19 protein-coding genes are annotated in these 24,377 nt (G+C 70.9%); 10 read left to right on the top strand and 9 right to left on the bottom strand.

What is annotated here, in order from left to right; genetic code table 11:
- Positions 1 to 100: 100 nt before the first annotated feature.
- Positions 101 to 1,411 carry an MFS transporter gene (locus AC5WS8_RS07360; RefSeq protein WP_496102480.1) on the bottom strand — a complete coding sequence of 437 codons (1,311 nt, stop codon included), beginning with the start codon at positions 1,409 to 1,411 and terminating at the stop codon, positions 101 to 103.
- 83 nt (positions 1,412 to 1,494) lie between these two features.
- On the opposite strand from AC5WS8_RS07360, the gene AC5WS8_RS07365 reads away from it, so the two are divergent.
- Positions 1,495 to 2,463, top strand: coding sequence for a LysR family transcriptional regulator (locus tag AC5WS8_RS07365; protein WP_496102481.1), 969 nt, complete (start codon positions 1,495 to 1,497; stop codon positions 2,461 to 2,463).
- A 165-nt stretch (positions 2,464 to 2,628) separates the two neighbouring features.
- Here AC5WS8_RS07365 and AC5WS8_RS07370 read toward each other — a convergent pair whose 3' ends face one another.
- The 4 genes from AC5WS8_RS07370 to AC5WS8_RS07385 are packed head-to-tail and all read right to left on the bottom strand — an operon-like array spanning position 2,629 to position 7,564.
- Positions 2,629 to 4,302 (bottom strand): glycoside hydrolase family 13 protein, encoded by a 1,674-nt coding sequence (locus AC5WS8_RS07370; RefSeq protein WP_496102482.1) that lies wholly within the window; start codon positions 4,300 to 4,302, stop codon positions 2,629 to 2,631.
- 54 nt (positions 4,303 to 4,356) lie between these two features.
- A complete protein-coding gene (locus AC5WS8_RS07375) occupies positions 4,357 to 5,190 on the bottom strand; it encodes a carbohydrate ABC transporter permease (protein ID WP_496102483.1) in 834 nt (277 codons plus the stop codon).
- Positions 5,187 to 6,251: a carbohydrate ABC transporter permease gene (locus AC5WS8_RS07380; RefSeq protein ID WP_496102484.1), complete on the bottom strand. Its 1,065-nt coding sequence runs from the start codon at positions 6,249 to 6,251 to the stop codon at positions 5,187 to 5,189. The genes AC5WS8_RS07375 and AC5WS8_RS07380 overlap by 4 nt, the downstream gene beginning before the upstream one ends.
- Before the next feature lie 11 nt (positions 6,252 to 6,262).
- Positions 6,263 to 7,564 (bottom strand): ABC transporter substrate-binding protein, encoded by a 1,302-nt coding sequence (locus tag AC5WS8_RS07385; protein WP_496102485.1) that lies wholly within the window; start codon positions 7,562 to 7,564, stop codon positions 6,263 to 6,265.
- 320 nt (positions 7,565 to 7,884) lie between these two features.
- Between AC5WS8_RS07385 and AC5WS8_RS07390 the strand changes: the two genes are divergently transcribed.
- Positions 7,885 to 8,934: a LacI family DNA-binding transcriptional regulator gene (locus AC5WS8_RS07390; protein WP_496102486.1), complete on the top strand. Its 1,050-nt coding sequence runs from the start codon at positions 7,885 to 7,887 to the stop codon at positions 8,932 to 8,934.
- A 68-nt stretch (positions 8,935 to 9,002) separates the two neighbouring features.
- Here the strand turns inward: AC5WS8_RS07390 and AC5WS8_RS07395 are convergent, their stop codons facing one another.
- The 3 genes from AC5WS8_RS07395 to AC5WS8_RS07405 all read right to left on the bottom strand — a co-directional run bounded on the left by AC5WS8_RS07395 (position 9,003) and on the right by AC5WS8_RS07405 (position 12,428).
- Positions 9,003 to 9,590: a CGNR zinc finger domain-containing protein gene (locus tag AC5WS8_RS07395; RefSeq protein ID WP_496102487.1), complete on the bottom strand. Its 588-nt coding sequence runs from the start codon at positions 9,588 to 9,590 to the stop codon at positions 9,003 to 9,005.
- 135 nt (positions 9,591 to 9,725) lie between these two features.
- The gene (locus AC5WS8_RS07400) at positions 9,726 to 10,877 is read right to left on the bottom strand and encodes a uroporphyrinogen-III synthase (protein ID WP_496102488.1); all 1,152 of its coding nucleotides are present in this window, start codon (positions 10,875 to 10,877) and stop codon (positions 9,726 to 9,728) included.
- 168 nt (positions 10,878 to 11,045) lie between these two features.
- The gene (locus AC5WS8_RS07405; RefSeq protein ID WP_496102489.1) at positions 11,046 to 12,428 is read right to left on the bottom strand and encodes a nitrate/nitrite transporter; all 1,383 of its coding nucleotides are present in this window, start codon (positions 12,426 to 12,428) and stop codon (positions 11,046 to 11,048) included.
- A 570-nt stretch (positions 12,429 to 12,998) separates the two neighbouring features.
- Between AC5WS8_RS07405 and AC5WS8_RS07410 the strand changes: the two genes are divergently transcribed.
- The 5 genes from AC5WS8_RS07410 (at position 12,999) to AC5WS8_RS07430 (ending at position 19,404) form a co-directional block, all read left to right on the top strand.
- Complete coding sequence (locus tag AC5WS8_RS07410) at positions 12,999 to 13,589, top strand: sigma-70 family RNA polymerase sigma factor (RefSeq protein WP_103841015.1); 591 nt, start codon at positions 12,999 to 13,001, stop codon at positions 13,587 to 13,589.
- Positions 13,586 to 14,401, top strand: coding sequence for an anti-sigma factor family protein (locus AC5WS8_RS07415; protein WP_496102490.1), 816 nt, complete (start codon positions 13,586 to 13,588; stop codon positions 14,399 to 14,401). Before AC5WS8_RS07410 ends, AC5WS8_RS07415 begins: the two co-directional genes overlap by 4 nt.
- Positions 14,402 to 14,562: 161 nt before the next feature.
- Positions 14,563 to 16,872 carry a HelD family protein gene (locus AC5WS8_RS07420; protein ID WP_496102491.1) on the top strand — a complete coding sequence of 770 codons (2,310 nt, stop codon included), beginning with the start codon at positions 14,563 to 14,565 and terminating at the stop codon, positions 16,870 to 16,872.
- Between the two features lie 432 nt (positions 16,873 to 17,304).
- A complete protein-coding gene (locus AC5WS8_RS07425) occupies positions 17,305 to 18,732 on the top strand; it encodes an NAD-dependent malic enzyme (RefSeq protein WP_496102492.1) in 1,428 nt (475 codons plus the stop codon).
- 390 nt (positions 18,733 to 19,122) lie between these two features.
- Positions 19,123 to 19,404, top strand: coding sequence for an HU family DNA-binding protein (locus AC5WS8_RS07430; RefSeq protein WP_007498188.1), 282 nt, complete (start codon positions 19,123 to 19,125; stop codon positions 19,402 to 19,404).
- A 340-nt stretch (positions 19,405 to 19,744) separates the two neighbouring features.
- Here the strand turns inward: AC5WS8_RS07430 and murA are convergent, their stop codons facing one another.
- The gene (gene murA, locus AC5WS8_RS07435) at positions 19,745 to 21,085 is read right to left on the bottom strand and encodes a UDP-N-acetylglucosamine 1-carboxyvinyltransferase (protein WP_496102493.1); all 1,341 of its coding nucleotides are present in this window, start codon (positions 21,083 to 21,085) and stop codon (positions 19,745 to 19,747) included.
- Between the two features lie 311 nt (positions 21,086 to 21,396).
- Between murA and AC5WS8_RS07440 the strand changes: the two genes are divergently transcribed.
- From AC5WS8_RS07440 to AC5WS8_RS07450, 3 genes are all read left to right on the top strand, one after another.
- Positions 21,397 to 21,969, top strand: coding sequence for a YqgE/AlgH family protein (locus AC5WS8_RS07440; RefSeq protein ID WP_200417816.1), 573 nt, complete (start codon positions 21,397 to 21,399; stop codon positions 21,967 to 21,969).
- Between the two features lie 29 nt (positions 21,970 to 21,998).
- Positions 21,999 to 22,277 (top strand): DUF3039 domain-containing protein, encoded by a 279-nt coding sequence (locus AC5WS8_RS07445; protein ID WP_496102494.1) that lies wholly within the window; start codon positions 21,999 to 22,001, stop codon positions 22,275 to 22,277.
- 170 nt (positions 22,278 to 22,447) lie between these two features.
- Complete coding sequence (locus AC5WS8_RS07450; protein ID WP_496102495.1) at positions 22,448 to 24,124, top strand: beta-N-acetylhexosaminidase; 1,677 nt, start codon at positions 22,448 to 22,450, stop codon at positions 24,122 to 24,124.
- Positions 24,125 to 24,377 lie beyond the last annotated feature (253 nt).

Below are 24,377 nucleotides of genomic sequence, written 5' to 3' on the forward strand. Positions count from 1 at the left end.
GATGGGTGTCGGAGGCATCACGCAGGGTTCGTCGAATCGTTTCGAGGCGTGATGTCGAAGCGCTTCGACGCTGGAAGGTATGTGGGGGGCTCGGACGGCGTCAATGGGGGGAGCGGGAATCGGTGCGGATCGCTCGGAGCACCCCGTGGCCCATGGCGATCGTCAGGGCAACGCCCGCGGCGGCCGGAGGGAGGACGAAACCGGTGGTCGCAGACAGGTGCTCCACCGCCCAGCCGCCGGTGGCGGAGCCGCAGGCCACGCCCCCGAGGAGAGCCGTCACGGCGAGGGTCATGCTCTCGTTCGTACGGCCCTCGGGGGTGCGCCGCTGAACCAGGGCCATCGCCGTGACCATCGTCGGGGCGGTGGCCATGCCCGCGAGCAGCAGGGCGGGCGCGAGGGCGAGGAGGGAGCCGGTGGTGCGCGCCGCGAGCAGGGGCAGGGCCATCAGGGCGGTCATCGCCGCGAGGCACCGCACCTGGCGGCGCTCGGCGGGGCCGGCGGGCCGCAGCGTGCCGTAGAGCAGCCCGGCGGCGCACGATCCGGCGGCCTGCAGGGCGAGGATCGGGCCGGCCGCCGCCTTGTGACCCTGTGCGTCCGCGAACGCGACGGTGACGACCTCCATCGCGCCGAAAACCGCGCCGGTGGCCAGGAGACCGAGCAGCAGCGGGGGCATGCCGGGGGCGCGCAGCGGGGGCCGGGTGCCCGGCCGGCGGCTGGGCGGCGGTTCCGTGGCGCGCTGGGCGGTGAAGACCAGCATGCCGGTGAGCAGGAGGATTCCGCCTGCCAGGGTGCCGGCCTCCGGGAAGAGGCGGGTGCAGAGGAAGGCGGCGAGCACCGGGCCGAGCAGGTAGCACAGTTCGTCGGCGGCCTGCTCGAAGGAGTTCGCCGTGTGCAGGGCGTCCGGTGCGTGCCGGAACAGGTGGGCCCAGCGGGCGCGGGACAGGCCGCCGATGTTGGGGGTCGTGGCGGTGGCCGCGTAGGCGGCGAAGAGGGTCCAGTCCGGGGCGCCGTAGTGCACGCACAGCACCAGCGCGAGGCTCCCGAGCAGCGCGAACAGCGCGGCGGGCAGGGCGATCCGGGCCTGGCCGTGACGGTCGACGAGGCGTGCCACCCAGGGCGCGGCCGCGGCCGTGGCCACCAGACCGGTGGCGGTGACGGCGCCGGCGAGGGCGTACGAGCCCCGGGAACCGGCGATCATGATGACGGAGCTCACGCTGAACATGCCCATGGGGAGCCGGGCGATCAGGTTCCCGATCGTGAAGGCACGGGTGCCGGGGTGGGTGAACAGCCGACGGTAGGGGTTGCGCGGGGCGGGCGCCCCGCCGGTCGTGCGCGGGGTGAAGTCGACGGCGACGAGGGTGTCCTGGGCGACGGTGAGCAGCGGGGGTCTGCGGGTGGAGGACTGCGGCATGCGGGAAGCGTCGCCCGCCCGGTGACCTGCGGTCCAACACCTGCTCCCTGGCGATTGACGCACCTGGGTTGTAAGTTCGCGTGGTGCCTGCCGTCTCCGTCGACCCCCGCCTGCTCCGCGCGTTCCTCGCCGTCACGGAGGAACTCCACTTCACCCGCGCCGCGGCCCGCCTCTACGTGGCCCAGCAGGCGCTGAGCCGTGACATCCGCAGGCTGGAGGGGGAGCTGGGCACCGAGCTGTTCGTCCGTACGACGCGGCAGGTCACGCTGACTCCCGAGGGCGAGCGCCTGCTGCCGTACGCGCGCCGGGTGCTGGACGCGCAGGACGAACTCCTCGCCGCCTTCGGGCAGGCCCGTCCCCTGCTGGTCGACCTGAACTCCCCGGGGCTGGCCACCGGGCGCCGGGTGCTGCTGCGGGCCCGCGAACTCGCCCCGGACCAGGAGCTGATGGCCCGCTACGAGAGCGGCCTCACCTACGCCGCGGTCGAGGTGCTGGCGAGCCGGCTGGACGCCTCCTTCGGCCGGTTCGCGGGACTTCCCCCGCGGCTGCGGGCCGGGCTCGCGCAGCAGCCCGTGCGCTACGAACCGATGGCGGTCGTCCTGCCCGAGGACCACCGTCTGGCGTCGCTGGAGGCGGTGCCGCTGTCCGCGCTGGCCGGGGAGACGGTCTACGCGGGCGCCGGGAACCCGCGCACGCCGGAGTGGACCGACCTCGCACACCGTCTCTTCGACGGGCGGCACATCCGGGTCGCGCCACCGGTTCCACTGGCCGTCGGGGACGAGGAGTTCCAGCGGATCATGGCCAGGACGCGCCACCCGATCCTCGCCGTGGTGGACTTCCCCGCCCTGCCCGGGACGGTGCGGCGTCCGCTCGTCGATCCCGTACCGCTCTCGCCGGTCTCACTGGTGTGGCGACAGGGGCTGACGCATCCGGGACTCGATGCGCTTCGACGGGCCTCGGCCCAGGTCGCCGACGCGGAGGGGTGGCTGCGGCGGCCCACGGACGGATGGATTCCGTCCCTTGACGCCGAGGTCATGGGCACCGCGGACTGATACCGCGGGGCACCTGCCCCGACGTCCGCAGGTGCTGCCGGGCTCGCCGTGCGCGGCACTCCCGGCCCGACTTCGGAAGCCGTTCGCGACGTACGCGCCCTCGCAGAACCAGGGCCGCCCGGTGAGCGGGGACGGCACCGGACGGCCCTGGTGTCCCATGGACGGCTACACGGCGAGCCACGCCGCGTGGTCCGGCGCCAGCACACCCCCCTCGACGGGGCCGCTCGCGAGCAGCACCGAGGTGTGGTCCGGCAGCCGGCAGGCCTCGGAGGAGAGGTTGACCACGCAGACGAAGCCGGGATCGCGGCGGAAGGCCAGGACCGAGGCGGGCGCGTCCAGCCAGGCCAGAGTGCCGTCGCCGAGCGCCGGGTGCTCGCGGCGCACGCGCAGGGCGCGGCGGTACAGCTCCAGCATCGACGCCTCGTCGCCCGTCTGCGCCTCCACGCTGCGCTCGCCCCAGTCGGCGGGCTGCGGCAGCCAGGGCGCGGCCGGGGCCCCGTCGGGGCTGAAGCCGAACGGCGCGGTGCGCCCGGACCAGGGGATCGGCACCCGGCAGCCGTCACGGCCGCGCTCGGTGTGCCCGGAGCGTTCCCAGATGGGGTCCTGGAGCACGGACTGGGGAAGGTCCTCGACCTCCGGCAGGCCGAGTTCCTCGCCCTGGTAGATGTAGGCGCCGCCGGGCAGGGCGAGCATCAGCAGGGCCGCCGCCCGGGCGCGCCGGGCGCCCAGTTCCAGGTCCACGGGGCCTTCGGGCTCGTAGCGTTCGTTGGCCAGCCACCGCTTGACGGTTCTGCGGCCGTAGCGGCTGGCGTGACGCATCACGTCATGGTTGGACAGCACCCAGGTGGCCGGTGCCCCCACCGCGCCGAGCATGGCCAGCGAGTCGTCGATGACCGCGCGCAGGTCCTTCGCGTCCCAGCCCGCCATCAGGAAGTCGAAGTTGAACGCGGTGTGCAGGCCTTCCGGGCGGACGTAGGCGGCGAGCCGCTCGGGGGTGTCCGCCCAGGCCTCGGCCACGAAGGACCGGTCGCCGGGGAACTCGTCGGCCACCTTGCGCCACGCCCGGTAGATCTCGTGGACCTCGTCGCGGTCCCAGTGCGGATGGTCGACGTGCTGCCGGATCCGCTCCTCGGTGTCCTCCCGGCGGGAGAGCGGTCCCAGCAGCGCCGGCTCGTGGCGGGGCGGCAGGTCGGGCAGTTCGGGGTGCTTGACGAGTCCGTGCGCCACGTCGATGCGGAAGCCGTCCACGCCCCGGCTGAACCAGAACCGCAGGACCGACTCGAACTCGGCCCGCACCTCCGGGTGTTCCCAGTTGAGGTCGGGCTGCTCGGGGGCGAACAGGTGCAGGTACCACTCCCCGTCGGGCAGCCGGGTCCAGGCGGGGCCGCCGAAGGAGGAGACCCAGTCGTTGGGCGGTTCGGCGCCGTCGGGTCCGCGGCCGGGCCGGAAGACATAGCGCTCCCGCTCGGGGCTGCCCGGTCCGGCGGCCAGTGCCGCCCGGAACCAGGCGTGCTGGTCGGAGGTGTGGTTGGGCACGATGTCGGGGATCACGCGGATGCCGTGCCGGTGCGCCTCCTCGATGAGCTCCTCCGCCTCGGCCAGGGAGCCGAACAGCGGGTCGATCGCCCGGTAGTCGGCCACGTCGTAACCGTGGTCCGCCATCGGCGACTTGTACCACGGGTTGATCCAGACGGCGTCGACGCCGAGCGACTTCAGATAGGGCAGACGGGAGCGGATGCCGGCGATGTCGCCGACGCCGTCACCGTTCCCGTCGGCGAAACTGCGGATGTAGACCTGGTAGATGACGGCGCTGCGCCACCACGGTGCGGTACCGGACATACGGCTGCGTTGCTCCTTCGGAAGTGAGGAAAGCGCGGGTGGGGAAGGCGCGGTCTACTTGGCCGCGCCTGCGGTGAGTCCGGCGACGATGCGGCGCTGGAAGAACAGCACCATGATCACCAGCGGGATGGTGACGACGACGCCCGCCGCCATCTGGCTGCCGAACGGCGTCTGGTAGGTCGTGGCGCCGGAGAACTTCGAGATGGCGACCGTCGCGGTCTGCATCTCGGGCTTGTTGGTCATCGACAGGGCGATGAGGAACTCGTTCCAGGCGGCGATGAAGGTGATGATCGCGGTGGTGAAGATGCCGGGCGCGGCCAGCGGGATGATGATCCTGCGGAACGCCTGGCCACGGGTGCAGCCGTCGACCATGGCGGCGTGCTCCAGCTCGTCGGGCATCTGGCGGAAGAACGTGGTCAGGTTCCACACCGCCAGCGGCAGCGCGAAGGACATGCTCGGCACGATCATGGCCTGGTAGGTGTTGATCCAGCCGATGTCCGTGAACAGCTTCAGCAGCGGGACCACGATCGACACCACCGGGAACATGGAGGTGGCGATGATCAGTGTGAGGATCAGTCGCTTGAACCGGAAGTCCAGCCGGGCCATCGCGTACGCGGTGAACGTGGCCAGCAGCAGCGCCAGCGCCGTGGTGGTGCCCGCGACGACCAGGCTGTTGAGCAGCGCGCGCGAGAACCCCTGGGAGGGGTTGAAGACGGCCCGGTAGTTCTGGAACGACAGCGGCGAGGGAAACAGCGAGGTGCTGAAGATGTCGCCGTCGCGCCGCAGGCTGGAGACCAGCATCCAGTAGAACGGGGCCAGGCAGTAGGCGACCACGGCGGCGACACCCACGTAGGGCAGCCGTCGGCGCCAGGTGGCTGTGAGGGTCATGCCGTCACCTCCGCACGGCGCAGGGCCACGATGCCCCGGCGTCCGGTCCGGCGCTCGCGCCTGCCGCTGAGGCCGCCGTCGCCGACGAGGTCGGCGCCCAGCAGCCGGACGAAGGCGAGCGCGATGAGGAAGACGTAGAGGAAGAGGAGCACCGCGTAGGCGGAGGCCGGTCCGAAGCGGACGTTGGACGCCTCGTTCTGCGCGAGCATCGACAGGGTTTCCACGGAGCCCTTCTGCGCACCGATGAGGATGTAGGGCAGGTCGAACATCCGCAGCGCGTCCAGGCACCGGAACAGCACCGCCACCAGCAGCGCGGGCTTCACCAGCGGCAGGGTGATGTGCCAGAACCGGCCCCAGGCGCCGGCCCCGTCGATCCGGGCCGCCTCGTAGACCTCCTTCGGGATCACCTGCAGACCGGCCAGCACCAGCAGCCCGATGAAGGGGGCGGTCTTCCACACGTCGGCGACGATGACCGCGACCTTCGCCGCGAAGCCGTCGGCGGTCCACAGGACCTGGTGCCCGACGAGGACGTTGGCGATCCCGTCGGCGTTGAAGATCCACCGCCACAGCAGGCCGGAGATGGCCGTGGGGATCGCCCAGGGCACGAGGATGCTCGCCCGCACCATGGCCCGGCCGCGGAACGCCTTGTGCATGATCAGTGCCATGGCCACACCGATCACCGTCTCCAGCACCACCGTGACGACGGTGAAGAGCGTGGTGTTCCAGAAGGCGTTCCAGAACCGGTCCCCGGCCTGGGCGAAGATGCCGGTGTAGTTCTTCAGGCCCACGAACGGCTCGGTGTTGCTGATGAAGCCGGTGCTGGGGTCCAGCCCCTTGGGCCCGTACAGCGACTCGTCGAGCGCCATGAGCGTCGGGTAGAGCACGACGATCGTCAGCACCAGGAGCGTCGGGGAGACCAGCAGCGCCGCCAGCCGGCCCGTGCCCGTGCTCGCCCGGGACCGGGTGCGCCGGCGGCTCAGCAGTGCGGAGGCCCGCCCGGGGCGGCCGGCCGCCCCGGGCTCCCGCGCGGCGGTGCCGGACGAAGTCTTGGTGTCGGCCATGACCCGGTCCCTCACTGCGCCGTCAGCTTCTGCAGGTCCGCCTGCAGGTCCTTCAGGGCCTGCGCGCTGCTCTTGGTGCCGGACAGGGCGGCGTAGGCCTCCTTCTCGATCGCCGACGTCACGTCCCCGTACTGCACGACCCGCGGACGCGGCACGGCGTGCAGGATGGACTGCTTGAGGACGGGCAGGTACGGATACTGCTTGTCCAGCGACGCGTCGTCGTAGAGGTTCGCGTACGGCGGGGCGAGGGAGGCGTTCTTGAGGAAGTAGCTCGCGCTGTCCTCACTGCTGAAGAACTTCATGAAGTCCACGGCCGTCGCCTTGTTCCTGGCGAAGGACGACAGGGCCAGGTTGTGACCGCCCAGGCTGGAGGAGCCGGGCCCGTTCAGACCGGGCAGCGGCGCGACCGCGAACTTCCCCGCGATCGGGCTCTTCTCGGCCAGCGCGTACACGTACGGCCAGTTGCGCAGGAAGACCAGCTTGCCGGACTGGAACGCCTGACGGCCGTCCTCCTCCTGGTAGGTGATGGCCTCCTTGGGGATCGTTCCGTCCTTGACGGAGTCGACCAGGAAGTCCAGGCCCTTCTTGGCCTGCGGGGTGTCGACGTCCGGCTTGCCGTTGGCGTCGGTGACGACTCCGCCCGCGGAGTTCACGGCCTCGGAGAAGTTCACCGTCAGGCCCTCGTACTTCTGGAACTGCCCGGCGTAGCAGGACATGTCCTTGGCCTCGGGGAGCTTCTTCACCTTGGCGCAGTCGGCCGTCATCTGGGACCAGGTGGCCGGAGGGCTGGTGATGCCGGCCTTCTTCAGCAGGTCGGTGCGGTAGTACAGCATGCCGCCGTCCGAGCTGCCGGGGACCGCGTACAGGCCGCCGCGGTACTTCGCGGTCTCCACCACCGGCTTCAGCATGTTCTGCAACGGGAACCGGCTCTCGGGCAGGCGGTCGATCCACTGGTGGGCGGCGAACTCCGACGTCCACACGACATCGAGGGAGAGCACCGTGTAGGCGTCGGACTTCGTCTCCGCGTTCTGGATCATCTGCTGCCGCTGCGAGTCCGCGTCCGTCGGCAGCTGGATGAAGGTGACCTTCTCCTTGGGGTGCAGCTTGTTCCAGCGGTCGATGATCGTCTGGACGGTACCGGTGGTGTCCTTGCCGGACACGTACGTGATGGGGCCGCGACCCTTGAACGACATGCTCTGGGAGTCCTGCCGGGAGCCGTTGCCGCTGCCGCCGGACGAGCCGCAGGCGGTGAGGAGCAGCCCGGCGGCGGCGAGCGTCGCGGAACACTGAAGGGCTCTGGTGGTCCTGGTCATCACTGTCTCTCTCCTGGTCGTGCGGAACCGAAGGCGCGGCTGACAGTGCTGTCACGGGGCGTGTTCCTTCAAACGTGCAGGCAGGAGCCCTATGGGTCGACTCCACGGAAATGTCCTGCACGTCGTCGTGACAACGCTTGCACGCTAGGAGTGACATTGGGGGAAGTCAATCCGTAAGTCGTCGATATCTCGGACAGATTTACGCGGGCATCGCGGGTATTTACGGGGTGAAATGGGGCATATACCCCCATCGTGGGAGAGTGGGACAGCGCTTTCACGGGACAGCAGTCGTATGCATGTTTCTGTGCTAACTTCCGCTCATGTCACCGACTCAGCGGCACCCCACGATGGCTGACGTCGCCGAACGGGCCGGCGTCTCCACGTCCACGGTCTCCCGCACCCTGCGCGGGCTGACGTCCGTCTCGGCGGACGTCCGCGCCCGGGTCGAACAGGCCGCCCGCGAGCTGAACTTCGCCGTCTCGCGGCAGGCGGCGAGCCTGGTCACGGGGAAGACCGGGGTCGTGGCGGTGCTCGTGCCCACGCTCAACTCGTGGTTCATGGGCTCGGCGCTGTCCAGCCTTGCCCCGCTGCTGCGCGCGGCCGGCATGGGCCTGAACGTCTACGTCATCCCGGACATGGCCGAGCGCACCGCCTTCTTCGAGCACCTCCCGGCCCGGCGGAACGCCGACGCGCTCCTCGTCTTCGGGTTCGACCTCGACGACAAGGAGACCGCGCGGCTGGACGACCTCGGGATGCCCGTCATCTACGTCAGCCAGCACGCCGAGGGCCGCCCCAGCGTCTACGTCGACGACGTGGCCGGGGCCTGCAGGGCCACCCGGCACCTGCTCAACCTCGGGCACCGCAGGATCGCCTTCGCGCCCACGGTGGGCGCCAGCGGCTTCAGCTTCAGCTCGCGCGAGCGGCTGCTCGGCTACCAGCAGGCGCTCGTCGAGGCCGGCATCCCGCTGGACGACGACCTGGTGGTCACCATGTCGGTCGAGGACAAACGGGGTCTGAAGGCGGGGATGGGCGCGCTGCTGAGCCTGCGGGAGCCGCCCACCGCACTCTTCGCCGAGCAGGACGAACTGGCCGTGGCCGTCATCCACACCCTGCGCGCGGCGCGGATCCAGGTGCCCGAGCGGATGTCCGTCATGGGCTTCGACGACCACCAGGTGGCCGAGTGGTTCGATCTGTCCACGGTCGCTCAGTCACCCTCGGACATGGGCCGGCTGGCCGGGGAGCTGGCCCTGAAGCTCATCGACGACCCCGAGGCCGACCGCACGCGCCACCTCGTCCTGCCCACCCACCTGATCCCCCGCGCGACCACCGCGCCGCCCGTGCCGCCGGGCGAGTGGGAGGACCTCGACTGATCGGCAGGCGGCTTCGGGCCCCGTGCCGCCGCCGCGCCACGACGACTTCCGGGGCCTGACGACAGGACCTACACCCGCGTCAGCGCCGCCCGCCTGCGGTGGCGGGCCACCCGTTCCCGGTTGCCGCACACCTCGCTCGAACACCAGCGGCGGCGTCGGCCGCGGGACGTGTCCAGGTAGACGATCGGACAGTTGTCACCCTCGCACCGGCGCAGGCTCGCCCGGGCCTTCGGGTCGGTCAGCAGGTCGACGGTCTCACGGGCCACCACCGCCAGCAGTTCCTCGCACAGCGGCAGTGCGCGCAGTCGTCGTACCAGCGCGCCGTCGTCCGTACGGACCGCGCACGGCGCGGGGGGTGCGCTCCGGGCCGCCGTGTTGACCCGGGCCAGCGCCACGTCCGCCGGACGCCCTTCCAGTTCTGCGTTCACCAACCGGCCGATGTCCTCGCGCAGTTCGCGGAACGCCCGCAGCCAGCTCGCGTCGACCCCGGTCAGCGGGGTGCCCGACGGCACCAGGCCGGCCCCGGTGATCCACGCCCGCAACCGGTCCACCGAGTCGAGCCGTTCCCCGGGGTGCGTCGTCGTCAGCAGGTCCAGGCAGATCCGCCCGGAGTCGAACCGCAATGCGCAGGAGGCCGTGACCGTGCCGGATGCCATGTGCCTGTCACCGCCTTGGGGTCGCCGCGGTCGCCCCCTCTACAGTGCCCGCCCGCACCCGCCTCGGGAAGGCCCCGTACGTCCCCTCCTCCGAGGTGAATGCGAAGGCCGCACGTCGGTCACCGCCGGGGCGGCTCACACGTCGGCGTACTTGGAGTCCGCCGCCGGGTCGAGCGCGAGCCGGTAGCCGCGCTTGACCACCGTCTGGATCAGCCTGGGCGCCCCGAGGGCCGTCCGCAGCCGGGCCATCGCCGTCTCCACGGCGTGCTCGTCGCGTCCTGCGCCCGGCAGCGCCCGCAGCAGGTCGGACCGCGCGACCACCCAGCCCGGCCGCCGGGACAGGGCCCGCAGCAGGGACATCCCCGCGGGCGGCACGGGCCGCAGGGCGCCGTCCACCATCACCGCGTGCCCGCGGATCTCCACCCGGTGGCCGGCGATGGGCAGCGTACGGGCCCGGGCGGGCAGCTCCTGGCACAGCAGCTGGACGAGCGGGCCGAGCCGGAAGCGTTCGGGCTGGACCGTGTCGATGCCGCGGGCCTGGAGCGGCAGCGCGGTGACGGGGCCGACACAGGCGGGCAGTACGTCGTGGTTCAGGGCGGCGAGCAGTTCCGGCAGCAGTCCGCGCTCCTCGGCCCGGGAGAGCAGGGACGCGGCGGCTGGCGCGCTGGTGAAGGTCAGCGCGTCCACGCCCCGGGTGACGGCCGCGTCCAGGAGCCGGTCCACGGGCCCGATGTCCTCCGGCGGCATCCACCGGTACACCGGCACCCCCACGACCTCGGCGCCCCCCGCCCGCAGCGCCTCCACGAAGCCGGGCAACGGCTCGCCGTGCAACTGGACGGCGATACGGAGGCCGTCGACGCCCTCATCGAGCAGCCGGTCGAGCACCTCGGCCATGGACTCGGAGGTGGGCGACCACTCCTCGGTCAGCCCGGCCGCCCGAATCGCCCCTTTGACCTTCGGACCGCGCGCGAGCAGCCGCACCCCGCGCAGCCGGGCGAGCAGATCCTCACCGAGCCCCCAGCCGTCGGCGGCCTCGACCCAGCCGCGGAAGCCGATCGCGGTGGTGGCGACCGCGACGTCCGGCGCCTGGTCGATCAACTCCTTGGTGGCGGCCAGCAGTTCCCCGTCGTCGGCGAGCGGCACGATACGCAGGGCCGGCGCGTGCAGCACGCAGGCGCCGCGCCGCTGGAGCAGGGCCCCCAGTTCGTCGGCCCGCCGCGCGGCCGTCACGCCCACGGTGAACCCCGCCAGGGGGCCGTGTTCTGGTCGCTGCTGGTTGTCTTGCATGGCTCTCGTCCCGCACTCGAGTCGGCATACCGGCTGTCACACGCTCGTGAACCCCGGTCGTACGCGTGGTACCTGCATGCCGACCGAGCCTGTCAACGGCTCGTGACAGGCTCGGATCGGCTTCATGTCGCTGGTGTTACGTCACGCCACGGAGTGGCCGGCGTCGCGTCACACTTCCGCGTAGCTGAGCTGCTGCTGCGCCTCGGGGCCGGAAGCCTGTGTCTGCGCCTGCACGGCCGGGCGGCGAAGGTATACGGCCCAGGTGATCACGAAGGCCACGGCGTAGAAGGCGAGGAAGGCGACGAAGGCGCCGGTGCCGGAGCCGTAGGAGAGGAAGGACTGCCGGAAGGCGAGGTTGATGCCGACACCGCCGAGCGCGCCGACCGCCCCGATGAGACCCATGGAGGCCCCGGACAGCCGCCGGCCGTAGGCGGCGGCCTCCTCACCCCCGAGTCCCTTCGCGACGGCCTTGGTCTGGAAGATGCCGGGGATCATCTTGTACGTCGAGCCGTTGCCGATACCGGTCAGCACGAACAGCACCACGAAGGCTCCGGTGAACAGCGACAGCGACTTCTGCATGGAGGCGACGATCAGGACCGCGGCCGCGGCGCCCATGGCGACGAAGTTCCACAGCGTGATCTTCGAGCCGCCGTAGCGGTCCGCGAGCCAGCCGCCGAGAGGCCGGATCAGCGAGCCGAGCAGCGGGCCGACGAAGGTGACGTACGCCGCCTGGAGCGGGGTGCGCCCGAACTGGTTGGTGAGCACCTGCCCGAAGGCGAAGCTGTAGCCGATGAAGGAGCCGAAGGTGCCGATGTAGAGGAAGGACATGATCCAGGTGTGGCCGTCCTTCGCGGCGTCCTTGGCGGCGCCGGTGTCGTTCTTCACGGAGGCGATGTTGTCCATGAAGACGGCGGCGAGGACGGCTGCGGCGACGATGAGCGGGATGTAGATGCCGAGCAGCACCCGCGGTCCGCCGCTGGCCCCGATGATGGCGAGGGCCACGAGTTGGATCACGGCCACGCCGATGTTGCCGCCCCCGGCGTTGAGACCGAGCGCCCACCCCTTCTTCTTGAGCGGGAAGAAGGCGTTGATGTTGGTCATCGAGGACGCGAAGTTGCCGCCACCGATGCCGGCGAGCAACCCGACGACCAGGAAGGTGGAGAAGGAGGTGCCCGGGTGCATCACGACGAAGGCGGCGATCGTCGGGATGAGCAGCAGACTCGCGGAGACGATCGTCCAGTTGCGCCCGCCGAAGAGGGCGACCGCGAAGGTGTACGGCACGCGGACGACGGCGCCGACGAGCGTGACCATGGACGTGAGCAGGAACTTGTCGGCCGGGCTCAGTCCGTACTTCGGGCCCATGAAGAGCACGAGGACCGACCACAGGGTCCAGACCGAGAACCCGATGTGCTCGGAGAAGACGGAGAACCAGAGGTTGCGCCGGGCGATCTTCTCCCCGGTCTCGTTCCAGAACGTCTCGTCCTCGGGATCCCACTGCTGGATCCAGCGGCCTCCCCTGCCGGCGGCGGGGGCTGTGCTCGGGGCTGTCATGACGCCTCCACGGTTCTGCGGTGCCCAGGTGTCGTACGCGGTGATGAGTCCCGAAGGTAGGGAGGACGCGTTTCCGCGCTGTGGCACCGAGTGACCGGAAGGGAACGTTGCTCTCACGGGGCGGGGAGGGGCACGGTGAGGCGGCGGCCGGGCGCAGCCGCATTCGTCCGCCAGGGGACGTTCCGAAAGTCCTGAAAGCCCGGGAACTCCAAAAGGAGTGATGGAAAAGGACACCATCCGTATGGCTCGCCAGAAAAAGGCGACTTGCCGAAAAATGGATGAAACCGGGCAGTGCGCACCCGTCTCTCGACAATTCCTCCACCGAAGTCCAGCCAAATTTTCACACGGCGATCTTGACGACTCCGGGAGTGAAGTGCGGCCACGGTGTGACCTGGGTCTCTCCGTTCCTGCGGACGTATGTCCCCTTGGGGGAGAAATGAGTGCCCAGGAGCGTGGCCTTCCACACCTTCTCCGAGAAAATTCTGCTGTCGCTTTGAACACGGCGACCGCTACGCGCGTACCCGGATGTGAGCGACCGACTGGGGGAACCCCCGGACACCGGAGGTAGGCGTGCGCAAGGATTCCGCCGTGGCTGATGAACGAAAGCGGCCAAGGGCCCGACATCGCATGACCTCGTCCTCGGCGTCCTCGACCGAGCCGGACGAGGAGCTGATGCGTGCCCTCTACCGAGAACACGCGGGACCCCTGCTCGCCTACGTGCTGCGCCTGGTCGCCGGTGACCGGCAGCGCGCCGAGGACGTCGTGCAGGAGACGCTCATCCGTGCCTGGAAGAACGCCGGCCAGCTCAACCGAGCGACCGGTTCGGTACGCCCCTGGCTGGTGACGGTCGCCCGGCGCATCGTCATCGACGGCCACCGCAGCCGGCAGGCCCGGCCGCAGGAGGTCGACCCGTCGCCGCTGGAGGTCATCCCCGCGGAGGACGAGATCGACAAGGCGTTGTGGCTGATGACACTGTCGGACGCGCTGGAAGACCTGACCCCTGCCCACAGGGAGGTCCTGGTCGAAACGTACTTCAAAGGGCGTACGGTCAATGAGGCGGCCGAAACGCTCGGCATCCCCAGCGGAACGGTGCGCTCCAGGGTGTTCTACGCCCTGCGGTCCATGAAGCTGGCACTGGAGGAGCGGGGGGTGACGGCATGAGCAACCTGTACGGGGGCTTCGGCACTGGCGGCCCCGGGGCCGTGAGAGGCGGTCCGCAGGGGCAGGGCGACATCCATGAAACCGTCGGCGCCTACGCCCTCGGCATCCTGGACGACGCGGAGGCGACCGCCTTCGAGGCGCACCTCGCCACCTGTGACTGGTGTGCCCAGCAGCTCGACGACCTGGCCGGCATGGAACCGATGCTGGCCGCGCTCGCCGACATGCCGGGCAGCCACGGCACTTTGGCCATTGGCGAATCCCTGTCCGCGAAACCCAGCCCACGGCTGGTCGAGAGGCTGGTCGACGAGGTCTCCGAGAGGCGCGCCCAGAAGCGACGGCGCGGCTTCTACCTCGTCGCGGCCGCCGCCGCCCTGGTCATCGGCGGCCCGGTCGCCGTGATGGCGGTGAACGGCGGCGGCAGCGACAACGGAAACAACGTGGCGGCGGTCTCGCCCGCCAAGGCCGCCTTCCAGACCATGACCGACAAGGTCTCGGCGACCGACCCGAGCAGCGGGGTCAGCGCCACCGTCGCGATGAAGGCCAAGGACTGGGGCACCAGCGGCGTCATCGAGGTGAAGGGTGTCAAGGGTCCGCTCAAGTGCTCCTGGATCGCCGTCGGCAAGAACGGCGAGCGCGAGACGCTCGCGTCCTGGTCGGTCCCGGAGCAGGGCTACGGCATCCCCACCGCCAGGACGGAGGAGGCGAAGAACCCGCTCTACGTCAGCGGCGGCGCCGCCTTCACGCCGAACCAGATCGATCACTTCGAGCTCATGACGTTCGACGGGAAGAAGCTGGTGGAGGTGAAGGCCTAGGCGTTCCCCTCATCCGCCTGAGCGCTTCCCCGCGGCGTACGTTCCGAGTTACAGAGCCCACGCCGTGGGGCCGACGTGTGCGGGGTCCGGGCGGGCCGTAGCCTCCCCGGGCCCCCTTCGCGTACGGTGGACGGCTGCTCAGCACGTCAGAAGGGGGCCCGGTGGCCGCTCAGGTTCAACAGGAAACCGCGCTCGGCCCGGTCGGCAAGTCCGCACACGACTCGCTCCGTGACCGGGAGATCGGCGTCGAACAGGAACACCTGGACCGGGTGTACCGGCGCCTCGAGGAGAAGATCCACGAGGCGGAGTTCCTGATGAACGACGCCGCCCGGCGCGGCCAGGTCGGCACGCCCGGTGCGCTCGCCGAGCGCGACGCCCAGGTGTACCGGGCCGGAATCCACCTCAACCGGCTCAACAACGAGTTCGAGGACTTCCTCTTCGGCCGGATCGACCTGCTGCTCGGCAAGGACGGCAAGAAGGGGCCCGACGGCGCGTACACGGCCGTCGAGCCCGCCGAGGGCGCGGTGCGCCCCGACAACACCGCCGACATCGCCGAGACCCTGCACATCGGCCGCATCGGCGTCCTCGACCAGGACTACGCGCCGCTGGTCATCGACTGGCGGGCGCCCGCCGCCGCCCCCTTCTACCGCTCCACCCCGGTCGACCCCGGGCGGGTCGTGCGCCGCCGGGTCATCCGCTCCAAGGGGCGCAGGGTGCTCGGCGTCGAGGACGACCTGATGCGCCCCGAGCTGAAGGCGACCCTGGACGGCCGCGAGCTGCCCGTGATCGGCGACGGCGCCCTGATGGCCGCCCTCGGCCAGGCCCGCACCCACACCATGCGGGACATCGTGGCCTCCATTCAGGCGGAGCAGGACCTGGTCATCCGCGCCCCCGCCGCCTCCGTGACCCACGTCGAGGGCGGCCCCGGCACCGGCAAGACCGCCGTCGCCCTGCACCGGGCCGCATTCCTGCTCTACCAGGACCGGCGTCGCTACGCGGGCGGCATCCTGATCGTCTCGCCCACCCCGCTGCTGGTCGCGTACACCGAGGGCGTCCTGCCGTCGCTGGGGGAGGAGGGCCAGGTCGCCATCCGCGCGATCGGCTCGCTCGTCGACGGCGCCGAGGCCACGCTGTACGACTCCCCGTCCGTGGCCCGCGCCAAGGGCTCCTCCCGCATGCTCAAGGTGCTGCGGAAGGCCGCCCGCGGAGCCCTGGAGCGCGCCGACGCACCGGACCGGCTGCGGGTCGTCGCCTTCGGCCGCCGCCTGGAGCTGGAGGCGCAGGAGCTGGAGCGGATCCGGCGCACCGCCCTCACCGGCACGGCGCCCGTCAACCTGCTGCGCCCGCGTGCCCGCAGACTGCTCCTGGACGCCCTGTGGGCGCAGTCCGGAGCGGCGAACCGGCACGCCGACCCGGAGCTGGCCGCCGAGCTGCGGTCCTCCTTCGACGAGGACATCACCTCCGAGGACTCCTTCATCGCGTTCCTGGACGCCTGGTGGCCCGAGCTGACCCCCCGGTCCGTGCTCACCGCGATGGCCGACGACAGGCGGCTCGGCCGCTGGGCGCGGCGCGTCCTCACCCCCGGTGAGGTGCGCAGGGTCGCGCGCTCGCTGAGGCGGGACGGGCACTCCGTGCACGACGTCGCCCTGCTCGACGAGCTCCAGGCGATCCTCGGAATGCCGGCCCGCCCGAGGAAGAGGCGCGAGCTGGACCCGCTCGACCAGCTCACCGGGCTCGAGGAGCTGATGCCCGTACGGGAGGAGTCGCAGCGCGAGCGCGCCGAGCGGCTGGCGCAGGAGCGCACCGAGTACGCGCACGTGATCGTCGACGAGGCGCAGGACCTCACGCCGATGCAGTGGCGGATGGTCGGGCGCCGCGGCCGGCACGCGACCTGGACCGTGGTCGGCGACCCGGCCCAGTCGTCCTGGTCCGACCCGGACGAGGCGACCGAGGCCCGGGACGAGGCCCTGGGCACCCGCCCCCGCCGCCGCTTCACGCTCACCGTCAACTACCGCAACCCGGCCGAGATCGCCGAACTCGCCGCCAAGGTGCTGGCGCTCGCCATGCCGGGCTCCACCGCCCCCACGGCCGTCCGCTCCACCGGCGTCGAGCCGCGCTTCACGGTCGTACGGGACTCCATGGCGCGGACCGTCCGCGAGGAGGCCGCCCGGCTCCTGGACCTCGTCGACGGCACGGTCGGCGTGGTCGTCGCCATGAACCGGCGGGAGGAGGCGGCCCGCTGGCTGGACGGGCTCGGCGACCGGGTGGTGGCTCTCGGCAGCCTGGAGGCCAAGGGCCTGGAGTACGACGCGACGGTCGTCGTCTCGCCCGCGGAGATCGCCGACGAGAGCCCCGCGGGGCTGCGCGTGCTGTACGTGGCGCTCACCCGGGCGACGCAGCAGTTGACGGTGGTCTCCGGAGAGCGGGACGAGCCGGATGCGGCCGGGGTGCCGGACCTGCTGCGGGACTGACGTCCGGCGGCAGGGCGGGCCGTACGGAAGATGGACTCTCGTACGGGAATGGCCTTACGGGATCCGTTTGTTAGCCTGGATGTGACACCGGCCCGATCCAAGCCCCCGGGCCCAACCTTAGTCGCTGCGAGCGACCACTTGCCGCGAGGCGAGCATGGCGGGTCGGTGTCGCTGACCTGCGAAGAGGTCCGCGTCCTTGAGGGACGCGGACCTTTTTCGTCGCGCTGTCCCGTTGCGGGGCATCGTGGGGCGCACCTCTGGGGCCGTCCGCCTGCCTCCCCCGTCTCTCGTATCGCGGAAGTCGCTTTCCGAAAGTAACCCGGGTCGACGAACAAAACGTTCGCAAATACGGGGCGGCTACCACGTACTCTCCGGTAGGTGCGACGATCGGACGGCATATCCGCGACACGGTGAAAGCAGAGGAAGTCGGCCATGGCAACGGCGCCCAGCGTCTCCTACTCGATGACGGTCCGGTTGGAGGTGCCCGCGAGCGGAACCGCCGTCTCGCAGCTCACCACCGCCGTGGAGTCCTCCGGAGGCTCGGTGACCGGCCTCGACGTCACCGCGTCCGGTCACGAGAAGCTCCGTATCGACGTCACCATCGCCGCCACCTCCACGGCGCACGCGCAGGAGATCGTCGAGAAGCTGCGCGGCATCGAGGGCGTCACGCTGGGCAAGGTCTCGGACCGCACGTTCCTCATGCACCTCGGCGGCAAGATCGAGATGGCGTCGAAGCACCCCATCCGCAACCGTGACGACCTGTCCATGGTCTACACGCCCGGGGTGGCCCGCGTCTGCATGGCGATCGCCGAGAACCCCGAGGACGCCCGCCGCCTCACCATCAAGCGCAACTCGGTTGCGGTTGTGACGGACGGGTCCGCCGTGCTCGGCCTCGGCAACATCGGCCCGAAGGCCGCGCTGCCCGTCATGGAGGGCAAGGCGGCCCTCTTCAAGCGGTTCGCCGGCATCGACGCATGGCCGATCTGCCTCGACACCCAGGACACCGACGCGATCGTCGAGATCGTCAAGGCGATCGCTCCCGGGTTCGCCGGCATCAACCTCGAGGACATCTCCGCGCCGCGCTGTTTCGAGATCGAGGCGCGGCTGCGCGAGGCCCTCGACATCCCGGTCTTCCACGACGACCAGCACGGCACCGCGATCGTCGTCCTCGCCGCCCTCACCAACGCACTTCGCGTGGTCGGCAAGGCGATCGAGAACGTCCGCGTCGTGATGTCCGGCGCCGGCGCGGCCGGTACCGCGATCCTCAAACTGCTGCTCGCGGCGGGCGTGAAGAACGCCGTGGTGGCCGACATCCACGGTGTCGTGCACGCCGGACGCGAGGACCTCGTGGACGCCGCGCCGGACTCGGCGCTGCGCTGGATCGCCGACAACACCAACCACGAGGGCCTGACCGGCACGCTGAAGGAAGCGGTGCGCGGCGCCGACGTCTTCATCGGCGTCTCCGCGCCGAACGTGCTCGACGGCGACGACGTGGCGGCCATGGCGGACGGCGCGATCGTGTTCGCTCTCGCGAACCCGGACCCCGAGGTCGACCCCGCAATCGCCCGTCAGACGGCGGCCGTTGTGGCCACCGGACGCTCCGACTTCCCGAACCAGATCAACAACGTGCTGGTGTTCCCGGGCGTCTTCCGCGGTCTGCTGGACGCGCAGTCCCGCACGGTCAACACGGGGATGATGCTGGCGGCCGCGCAGGCGCTCGCCGACGTGGTGACCGAGGACGAGCTCAACCCCAACTACATCATTCCGAGCGTGTTCAACGACAAGGTGGCGGGCGCGGTCGCCGGAGCGGTGCGGGAGGCCGCGAAGGCGGCGGGCGCGTCGGCGACGGCGGTCGACTAGGAGTCCCCGCCCGGGCTGTGACCATTGCCACGGTGGCCCTTGACGGCGCGTCGTGAAACCCCCTGTGCCCGGCCGCCCTCTATGGTTGCGGCCGGGCTCGTACCCCCCGGAACCTGCGATCTGTCGCGGAAAGCGGACGGAGCGTCACCGCGGCAAGGCGGTGGCGCCCTTCGTGTGACTCCCAAGGGTGTTCTCACAACTCCTACGGGTGCCGGATTGGCTTTCCCGCCGCAGGTGGGGGCAGGATGCGTCTTCGGGCGCGAGGGTCTGGCGACGGACCCGGGTCCGGGGACTCACCGGGGACCCTGGCAGCATCGGCTTCGCCGTGCCCGACATGCGGCTCCGCCGCGTGGCACGCCTCAACGGCAAGAAGAACACGGGAGTAACAACATGAACCGCAGTGAGCTGGTGGCCGCGCTGGCCGACCGCGCCGAGGTGACCCGCAAGGACGCCGACGCCGTGCTGGCCGCGTTCGCCGAGACCGTCGGCGAGGTCGTCGCCAAGGGCGACGAGAAGGTCACCATCCCTGGCTTCCTCACCTTCGAGCGCACCCACCGTGCCGCTCGCACCGCGCGCAACCCGCAGACCGGCGACCCCATCCAGATCCCGGCCGGCTACAGCGTGAAGGTCTCCGCGGGCTCCAAGCTCAAGGAAGCCGCCAAGGGCAAGTGATCCTGCCGTTCGTGCGCCACGGGACGGCGTACGACGCCGTAACGCCACGGGACGGCGCAGCAAGGCCGCACCACCACAGGTCGGCACACCAGGGCCGCGCCCGCCGCAGGGCGGCGTGACGAGCGGTACCGCCGTACAGGGCGGCGCAACCGCCGCAGGACGGCGCGAGGAGACGAGGCCCGACAACGCTTGCAGCGACGGCGTACGGGCCCGGTAAGGCCAAAGGGGCGGTCACCCGGAACCGGGTGACCGCCCCTTCGCGTGATCCGGCCCGTCCGGCGTTCGAGGACGAGGCCGACGGGGGCGGAGCCCCCTGGCGGGACTGAAGGAGCGGTGGCGGCTAGCCGAGGGCCTTGCCCGGCAGTTCCACCTTCGCGCCCAGCTCAACCAGCTTCTCCATGAAGTTCTCGTAGCCGCGGTTGATCAGGTCGATGCCGTGGACACGGGACGTGCCCTCGGCCGCCAGGGCCGCGATCAGGTAGGAGAAGCCGCCACGCAGGTCGGGGATGACCAGGTCCGAGCCCTGCAGCTTCGTCGGGCCCGAAACCACCGCCGAGTGCAGGAAGTTGCGCTGGCCGAAGCGGCAGTCGGACCCGCCGAGGCACTCGCGGTAGAGCTGGATGTGCGCGCCCATCTGGTTCAGCGCCGAGGTGAAGCCGAGGCGGGACTCGTACACCGTCTCGTGGATGATCGACAGACCCGTCGCCTGGGTCAGCGCCACGACCAGCGGCTGCTGCCAGTCCGTCTGGAAGCCGGGGTGCACGTCCGTCTCCAGCGCGATCGACTTCAGCTGCCCGCCCGGGTGCCAGAACCGGATGCCCTCGTCGTCGATCTCGAACGCGCCGCCCACCTTGCGGTAGGTGTTCAGGAACGTCATCATCGACCGCTGCTGCGCACCACGGACGTAGATGTCGCCGTTGGTCGCCAGCGCCGCCGACGCCCAGGACGCCGCCTCCAGGCGGTCCGGGAGGGCGCGGTGGGTGTAGCCGCCGAGCTTCTCCACACCGGTGACGCGGATCGTGCGGTCCGTGTCCATCGCGATGATCGCGCCCATCTTCTGCAGCACGCAGATCAGGTCCTCGATCTCCGGCTCCACGGCCGCGTTGGACAGCTCGGTGACCCCCTCGGCGAGCACCGCCGTCAGCAGCACCTGCTCGGTCGCCCCGACGGACGGGTACGGCAGCCGGATCTTCGTGCCGCGCAGCCGCTGCGGCGCCTCCAGGTACTGTCCGTCCGCGCGCTTGTCGATCGTCGCGCCGAACTGCCGCAGCACGTCGAAGTGGAAGTCGATCGGCCGGCCGCCGATGTCGCAGCCGCCGAGACCCGGGATGAACGCGTGGCCCAGACGGTGCAGCAGCGGGCCGCAGAACAGGATCGGGATGCGCGACGAGCCCGCGTGGGCATCGATGTCGGCGACGTTCGCGCTCTCGACGTGCGTCGGGTCGAGCACCAGCTCACCCGGCTCCTCGCCCGGACGGACCGTCACACCGTGCAACTGCAGCAGCCCCCGCACGACGCGTACGTCGCGGATGTCGGGCACGTTGCGCAGTCTGCTCGGGGCACTGCCCAGCAGAGCGGCGACCATGGCCTTCGGTACGAGGTTCTTCGCACCGCGGACACGGATCTCGCCCTCGAGCGGGGTGCCGCCGTGGACAAGGAGGACATCGTCGTTGACGGTCATGAATCTCGCGTTCCGTGGAGTGGGGCAGGGGCCGAAGACGTAAGCGTAATGGCCGCGTACCCCCCTTCAGTAAGCCCAAGTGGCCCTGGGGAAGGTCATGGCTTTGCCACAACACGAACCGTGCGGGGGTGGACGCGAGGGGTTACCGGGGCCGCCCGTACGCCCGCAGCGCCTCCCAACGAGCCCGCCCGTCTTCCCACCACCACCCTCGAACGGGGCCTCACCAGGCCGCCTGTCGCATTCACGGCCGCATTCACCCGCGTACCGCATAGCCTCCCCATCCGAAGGCAAGATGCGGGATCATGTCTGGCATGACCGAGGTGTCCTCGCTCACAGGGCGGCTGCTCGTGGCCACCCCCGCCCTGGCGGACCCGAACTTCGACCGCGCTGTGGTGCTGCTCCTCGACCACGACGAGGAGGGCTCGCTCGGTGTGGTCCTCAACCGCCCCACGCCCGTCGACGTGGGGGACATCCTGGAGGGCTGGGCGGACCTCGCGGGCGAGCCCGGTGTCGTCTTCCAGGGTGGACCCGTGTCGCTGGACTCGGCGCTCGGTGTAGCGGTGATCCCCGGTGGCGCGTCCCCGGAGCACGCCCCGCTCGGCTGGCGGCGGGTGCACGGCGCGATCGGCCTGGTCGACCTGGAGGCCCCGCCGGAGCTGCTCGCCAAGGCGCTCGGCTCGCTGCGCATCTTCGCCGGATACGCCGGCTGGGGCCCGGGACAGCTGGAGGACGAGCTGGTGGACGGGGCGTGGTACGTCGTCGAGTCGGAACCCGGCGACGTGTCGTCCCCGGCCCCGGAGAAACTCTGGCGCGACGTGCTGCGACGCCAGCGCAGCGAGCTGGCGATGGTGGCGACGTACCCGGACGACCCTACGCTCAACTGATATCGGCGAGCTTCAGTACGCTTGGCCCTATGAGCACTCTTGAGCCCGAGCGCGGTACCGGTACGGGAACCCTCGTAGAGCCGACGCCGCAGGTGTCGCACGGCGACGGCGACCACGAGCGCTTCGCCCACTACGTCCAGAAGGACAAGATCATGGCGAGCGCCCTGGACGGCACGCCCGTCGTGGCGCTGTGCGGCAAGGTGTGGGTCCCGGGGCGCGACCCGAAGAAGTACCCCGTCTGCCCGATGTGCAAGGAGATCTACGACTCCATGGGCAGCGGCGGCGAAGGCAAGGACGGCGACAAGTAGCCGACCGCTCGGCTGCCTGACGACTGCGGGGACCCGGGACGTGTGGTGGCCGTCCCGGGAGCTTTTGTGCCTTTTGCCGGATACCTCGTGCCGGGACGGGGCCTCTAGCCGGATACCTCGCGCCGGGACGGGGCCTCCCGGCCACGGGCCGCGCGGTGAAGACTGGCGGCATGCCTGAGTTTCCGCACTCCCTCCACCCGGGGCTCGACGCGCACCTGGTCCCCGCCCCCGTCCGGATGTCCCCCTCGACCGGTGGCGGCGTGGGTCACGTCATCGACGAGGAGACCGGGATCGAGGCGACGGGTCCCGGTGCCGAGCGCGTCGCGCGCTGGCTGCGGGCGACCGTCGGTGCCGCGACCGGGCTGCCGCTGCCGCCGGCCGGCGACGACCGCAACCGGGTGCTCCTGCGTGTCGTCCCCGGGCTGGAGGAGGAACTGGGCGGCCCCGAGGCGTACCGCTTCACCGCCGACGGCCACGTCGTCGCCGTCGACGGGGCGAGCGAGGCCGGCCTGTTCTGGGGTGTCCAGACCTTCCGCCAGCTGCTCGGGCCGGAGGCCTTCCGCCGTGCGCCGGTGAGCGGGAAGCGGGAGTGGAAGGTGCCCGCGGTGACGATCCGCGACGCCCCCCGCTTCGGCTGGCGCGGCCTCCTGCTCGACGTGGCCCGGCACTTCATGCCCAAGGACGGTGTCCTGCGCTATCTGGACCTGATGGCCGCGCACAAGCTCAACGTCCTCCACCTGCACCTCACCGACGACCAGGGATGGCGGCTGGAGATCAAGCGCCACCCGGGGCTCACGGAGGTCGGATCCTGGCGGGCGCGCACCAGATTCGGCCACCGCGCCTCGCCGCTGTGGGAGGAGAAGCCGCACGGCGGTTTCTACACCCAGGACGACATCCGCGAGATCGTCGCGTACGCGGCCGAGCGGCACATCACCGTCGTCCCCGAGATCGACATCCCCGGGCACAGCCAGGCGGCGATCGCCGCGTACCCGGAACTCGGCAACTCCGACGTCATCGACACGACCTCCCTCACGGTCTGGGACGACTGGGGCATCAACTCGAACGTACTCGCCCCCACCGACACCACCCTGCGCTTCTACGAAGGTGTGTTCGAGGAGGTTCTGGAACTCTTCCCGGCACCCTTCGTCCACATCGGCGGTGACGAGTGCCCCAAGGACCAGTGGCGGCGCTCCCCGGCCGCGCAGGCGCGCATCAGGGACCTGGGGCTCGCGGACGAGGACGAGCTCCAGGCGTGGTTCATCCGCCACTTCGACACCTGGCTCACCGCGCGCGGCCGCCGGCTCGTCGGCTGGGACGAGATCCTGGAGGGCGGTCCGGCCGGCGGCGTGACGGTGTCGTCCTGGCGCGGGTACGCGGGCGGGGTCACGGCGGCGAAAAGCGGCCACGACGTCGTCATGTGCCCCGAGCAGCAGGTGTATCTGGACCACCGTCAGGACGGCGGCGCCGACGAGCCCGTGCCCATCGGGTACGTGCGCACGCTGGAGGACGTCTACCGCTTCGAGCCGGTTCCGCCGCAGCTGACGCGGGATGAGGCGCGGCGCGTTCTCGGCGCCCAGGCCAACGTCTGGACGGAGGTGACGGAGGATCAGGGGCGCGTGGACTACCAGGCGTTTCCCCGGCTCGCGGCGTTCGCCGAGGTCGCCTGGAGCGCCCTTCCCGTCCCCGCCGAGCGCGACTTCGCGGACTTCGAGCGGCGCATGGCGGCCCATTACCGCCGGCTGGACGCCCTGGGAGTCGCCTACCGGCCGCCCGCGGGCCCGCTGCCGTGGCAGCGGCGACCCGGGGTGCTCGGACGCCCGATCGAGGGTGCGCCCCCGAACGTGTGAGGTGGCGGCCGGAGGGCGGGCGGGGCGCCGGGTCGGCTGGAAACGTACCCCCGCAGGGGAAAAGCAGTGCAAGGAACGTCGAAGAGTCGCAATGCGCCCTCATCGGGGATGTCATGGCAAAACGGTTCATCTCCCTGGTCGGAGGGGCGAATGCCTCCTAGCGGACCCCCGCGCCGGAGGCCGTGAAAGATGTGCCAGAGTTGCCACGTCCGCCCTGTGAGCACGTACGGTACGGCCACACAGGTGGGACCAG

It is taken from the genome of Streptomyces sp. PTL18, assembly GCF_059510295.1.

Bases quoted from the DNA above. Each gene is read 5' to 3' on its own strand.
- AC5WS8_RS07385 (WP_496102485.1), bottom strand. From the start codon at position 7,564: ATGACCAGGACCACCAGAGCCCTTCAGTGTTCCGCGACGCTCGCCGCC.
- AC5WS8_RS07440 (WP_200417816.1), top strand. From the start codon at position 21,397: ATGACCGAGGTGTCCTCGCTCACAGGGCGGCTGCTCGTGGCCACCCCC.
- murA (WP_496102493.1), bottom strand. From the start codon at position 21,085: ATGACCGTCAACGACGATGTCCTCCTTGTCCACGGCGGCACCCCGCTC.
- AC5WS8_RS07375 (WP_496102483.1), bottom strand. From the start codon at position 5,190: ATGACCCTCACAGCCACCTGGCGCCGACGGCTGCCCTACGTGGGTGTC.
- AC5WS8_RS07395 (WP_496102487.1), bottom strand. From the start codon at position 9,590: ATGGCATCCGGCACGGTCACGGCCTCCTGCGCATTGCGGTTCGACTCC.
- AC5WS8_RS07445 (WP_496102494.1), top strand. From the start codon at position 21,999: ATGAGCACTCTTGAGCCCGAGCGCGGTACCGGTACGGGAACCCTCGTA.
- AC5WS8_RS07415 (WP_496102490.1), top strand. From the start codon at position 13,586: ATGAGCAACCTGTACGGGGGCTTCGGCACTGGCGGCCCCGGGGCCGTG.
- AC5WS8_RS07380 (WP_496102484.1), bottom strand. From the start codon at position 6,251: ATGGCCGACACCAAGACTTCGTCCGGCACCGCCGCGCGGGAGCCCGGG.
- AC5WS8_RS07390 (WP_496102486.1), top strand. From the start codon at position 7,885: ATGTCACCGACTCAGCGGCACCCCACGATGGCTGACGTCGCCGAACGG.
- AC5WS8_RS07400 (WP_496102488.1), bottom strand. From the start codon at position 10,877: ATGCAAGACAACCAGCAGCGACCAGAACACGGCCCCCTGGCGGGGTTC.
- AC5WS8_RS07450 (WP_496102495.1), top strand. From the start codon at position 22,448: ATGCCTGAGTTTCCGCACTCCCTCCACCCGGGGCTCGACGCGCACCTG.
- AC5WS8_RS07360 (WP_496102480.1), bottom strand. From the start codon at position 1,411: ATGCCGCAGTCCTCCACCCGCAGACCCCCGCTGCTCACCGTCGCCCAG.
- AC5WS8_RS07425 (WP_496102492.1), top strand. From the start codon at position 17,305: ATGGCAACGGCGCCCAGCGTCTCCTACTCGATGACGGTCCGGTTGGAG.
- AC5WS8_RS07370 (WP_496102482.1), bottom strand. From the start codon at position 4,302: ATGTCCGGTACCGCACCGTGGTGGCGCAGCGCCGTCATCTACCAGGTC.
- AC5WS8_RS07405 (WP_496102489.1), bottom strand. From the start codon at position 12,428: ATGACAGCCCCGAGCACAGCCCCCGCCGCCGGCAGGGGAGGCCGCTGG.
- AC5WS8_RS07430 (WP_007498188.1), top strand. From the start codon at position 19,123: ATGAACCGCAGTGAGCTGGTGGCCGCGCTGGCCGACCGCGCCGAGGTG.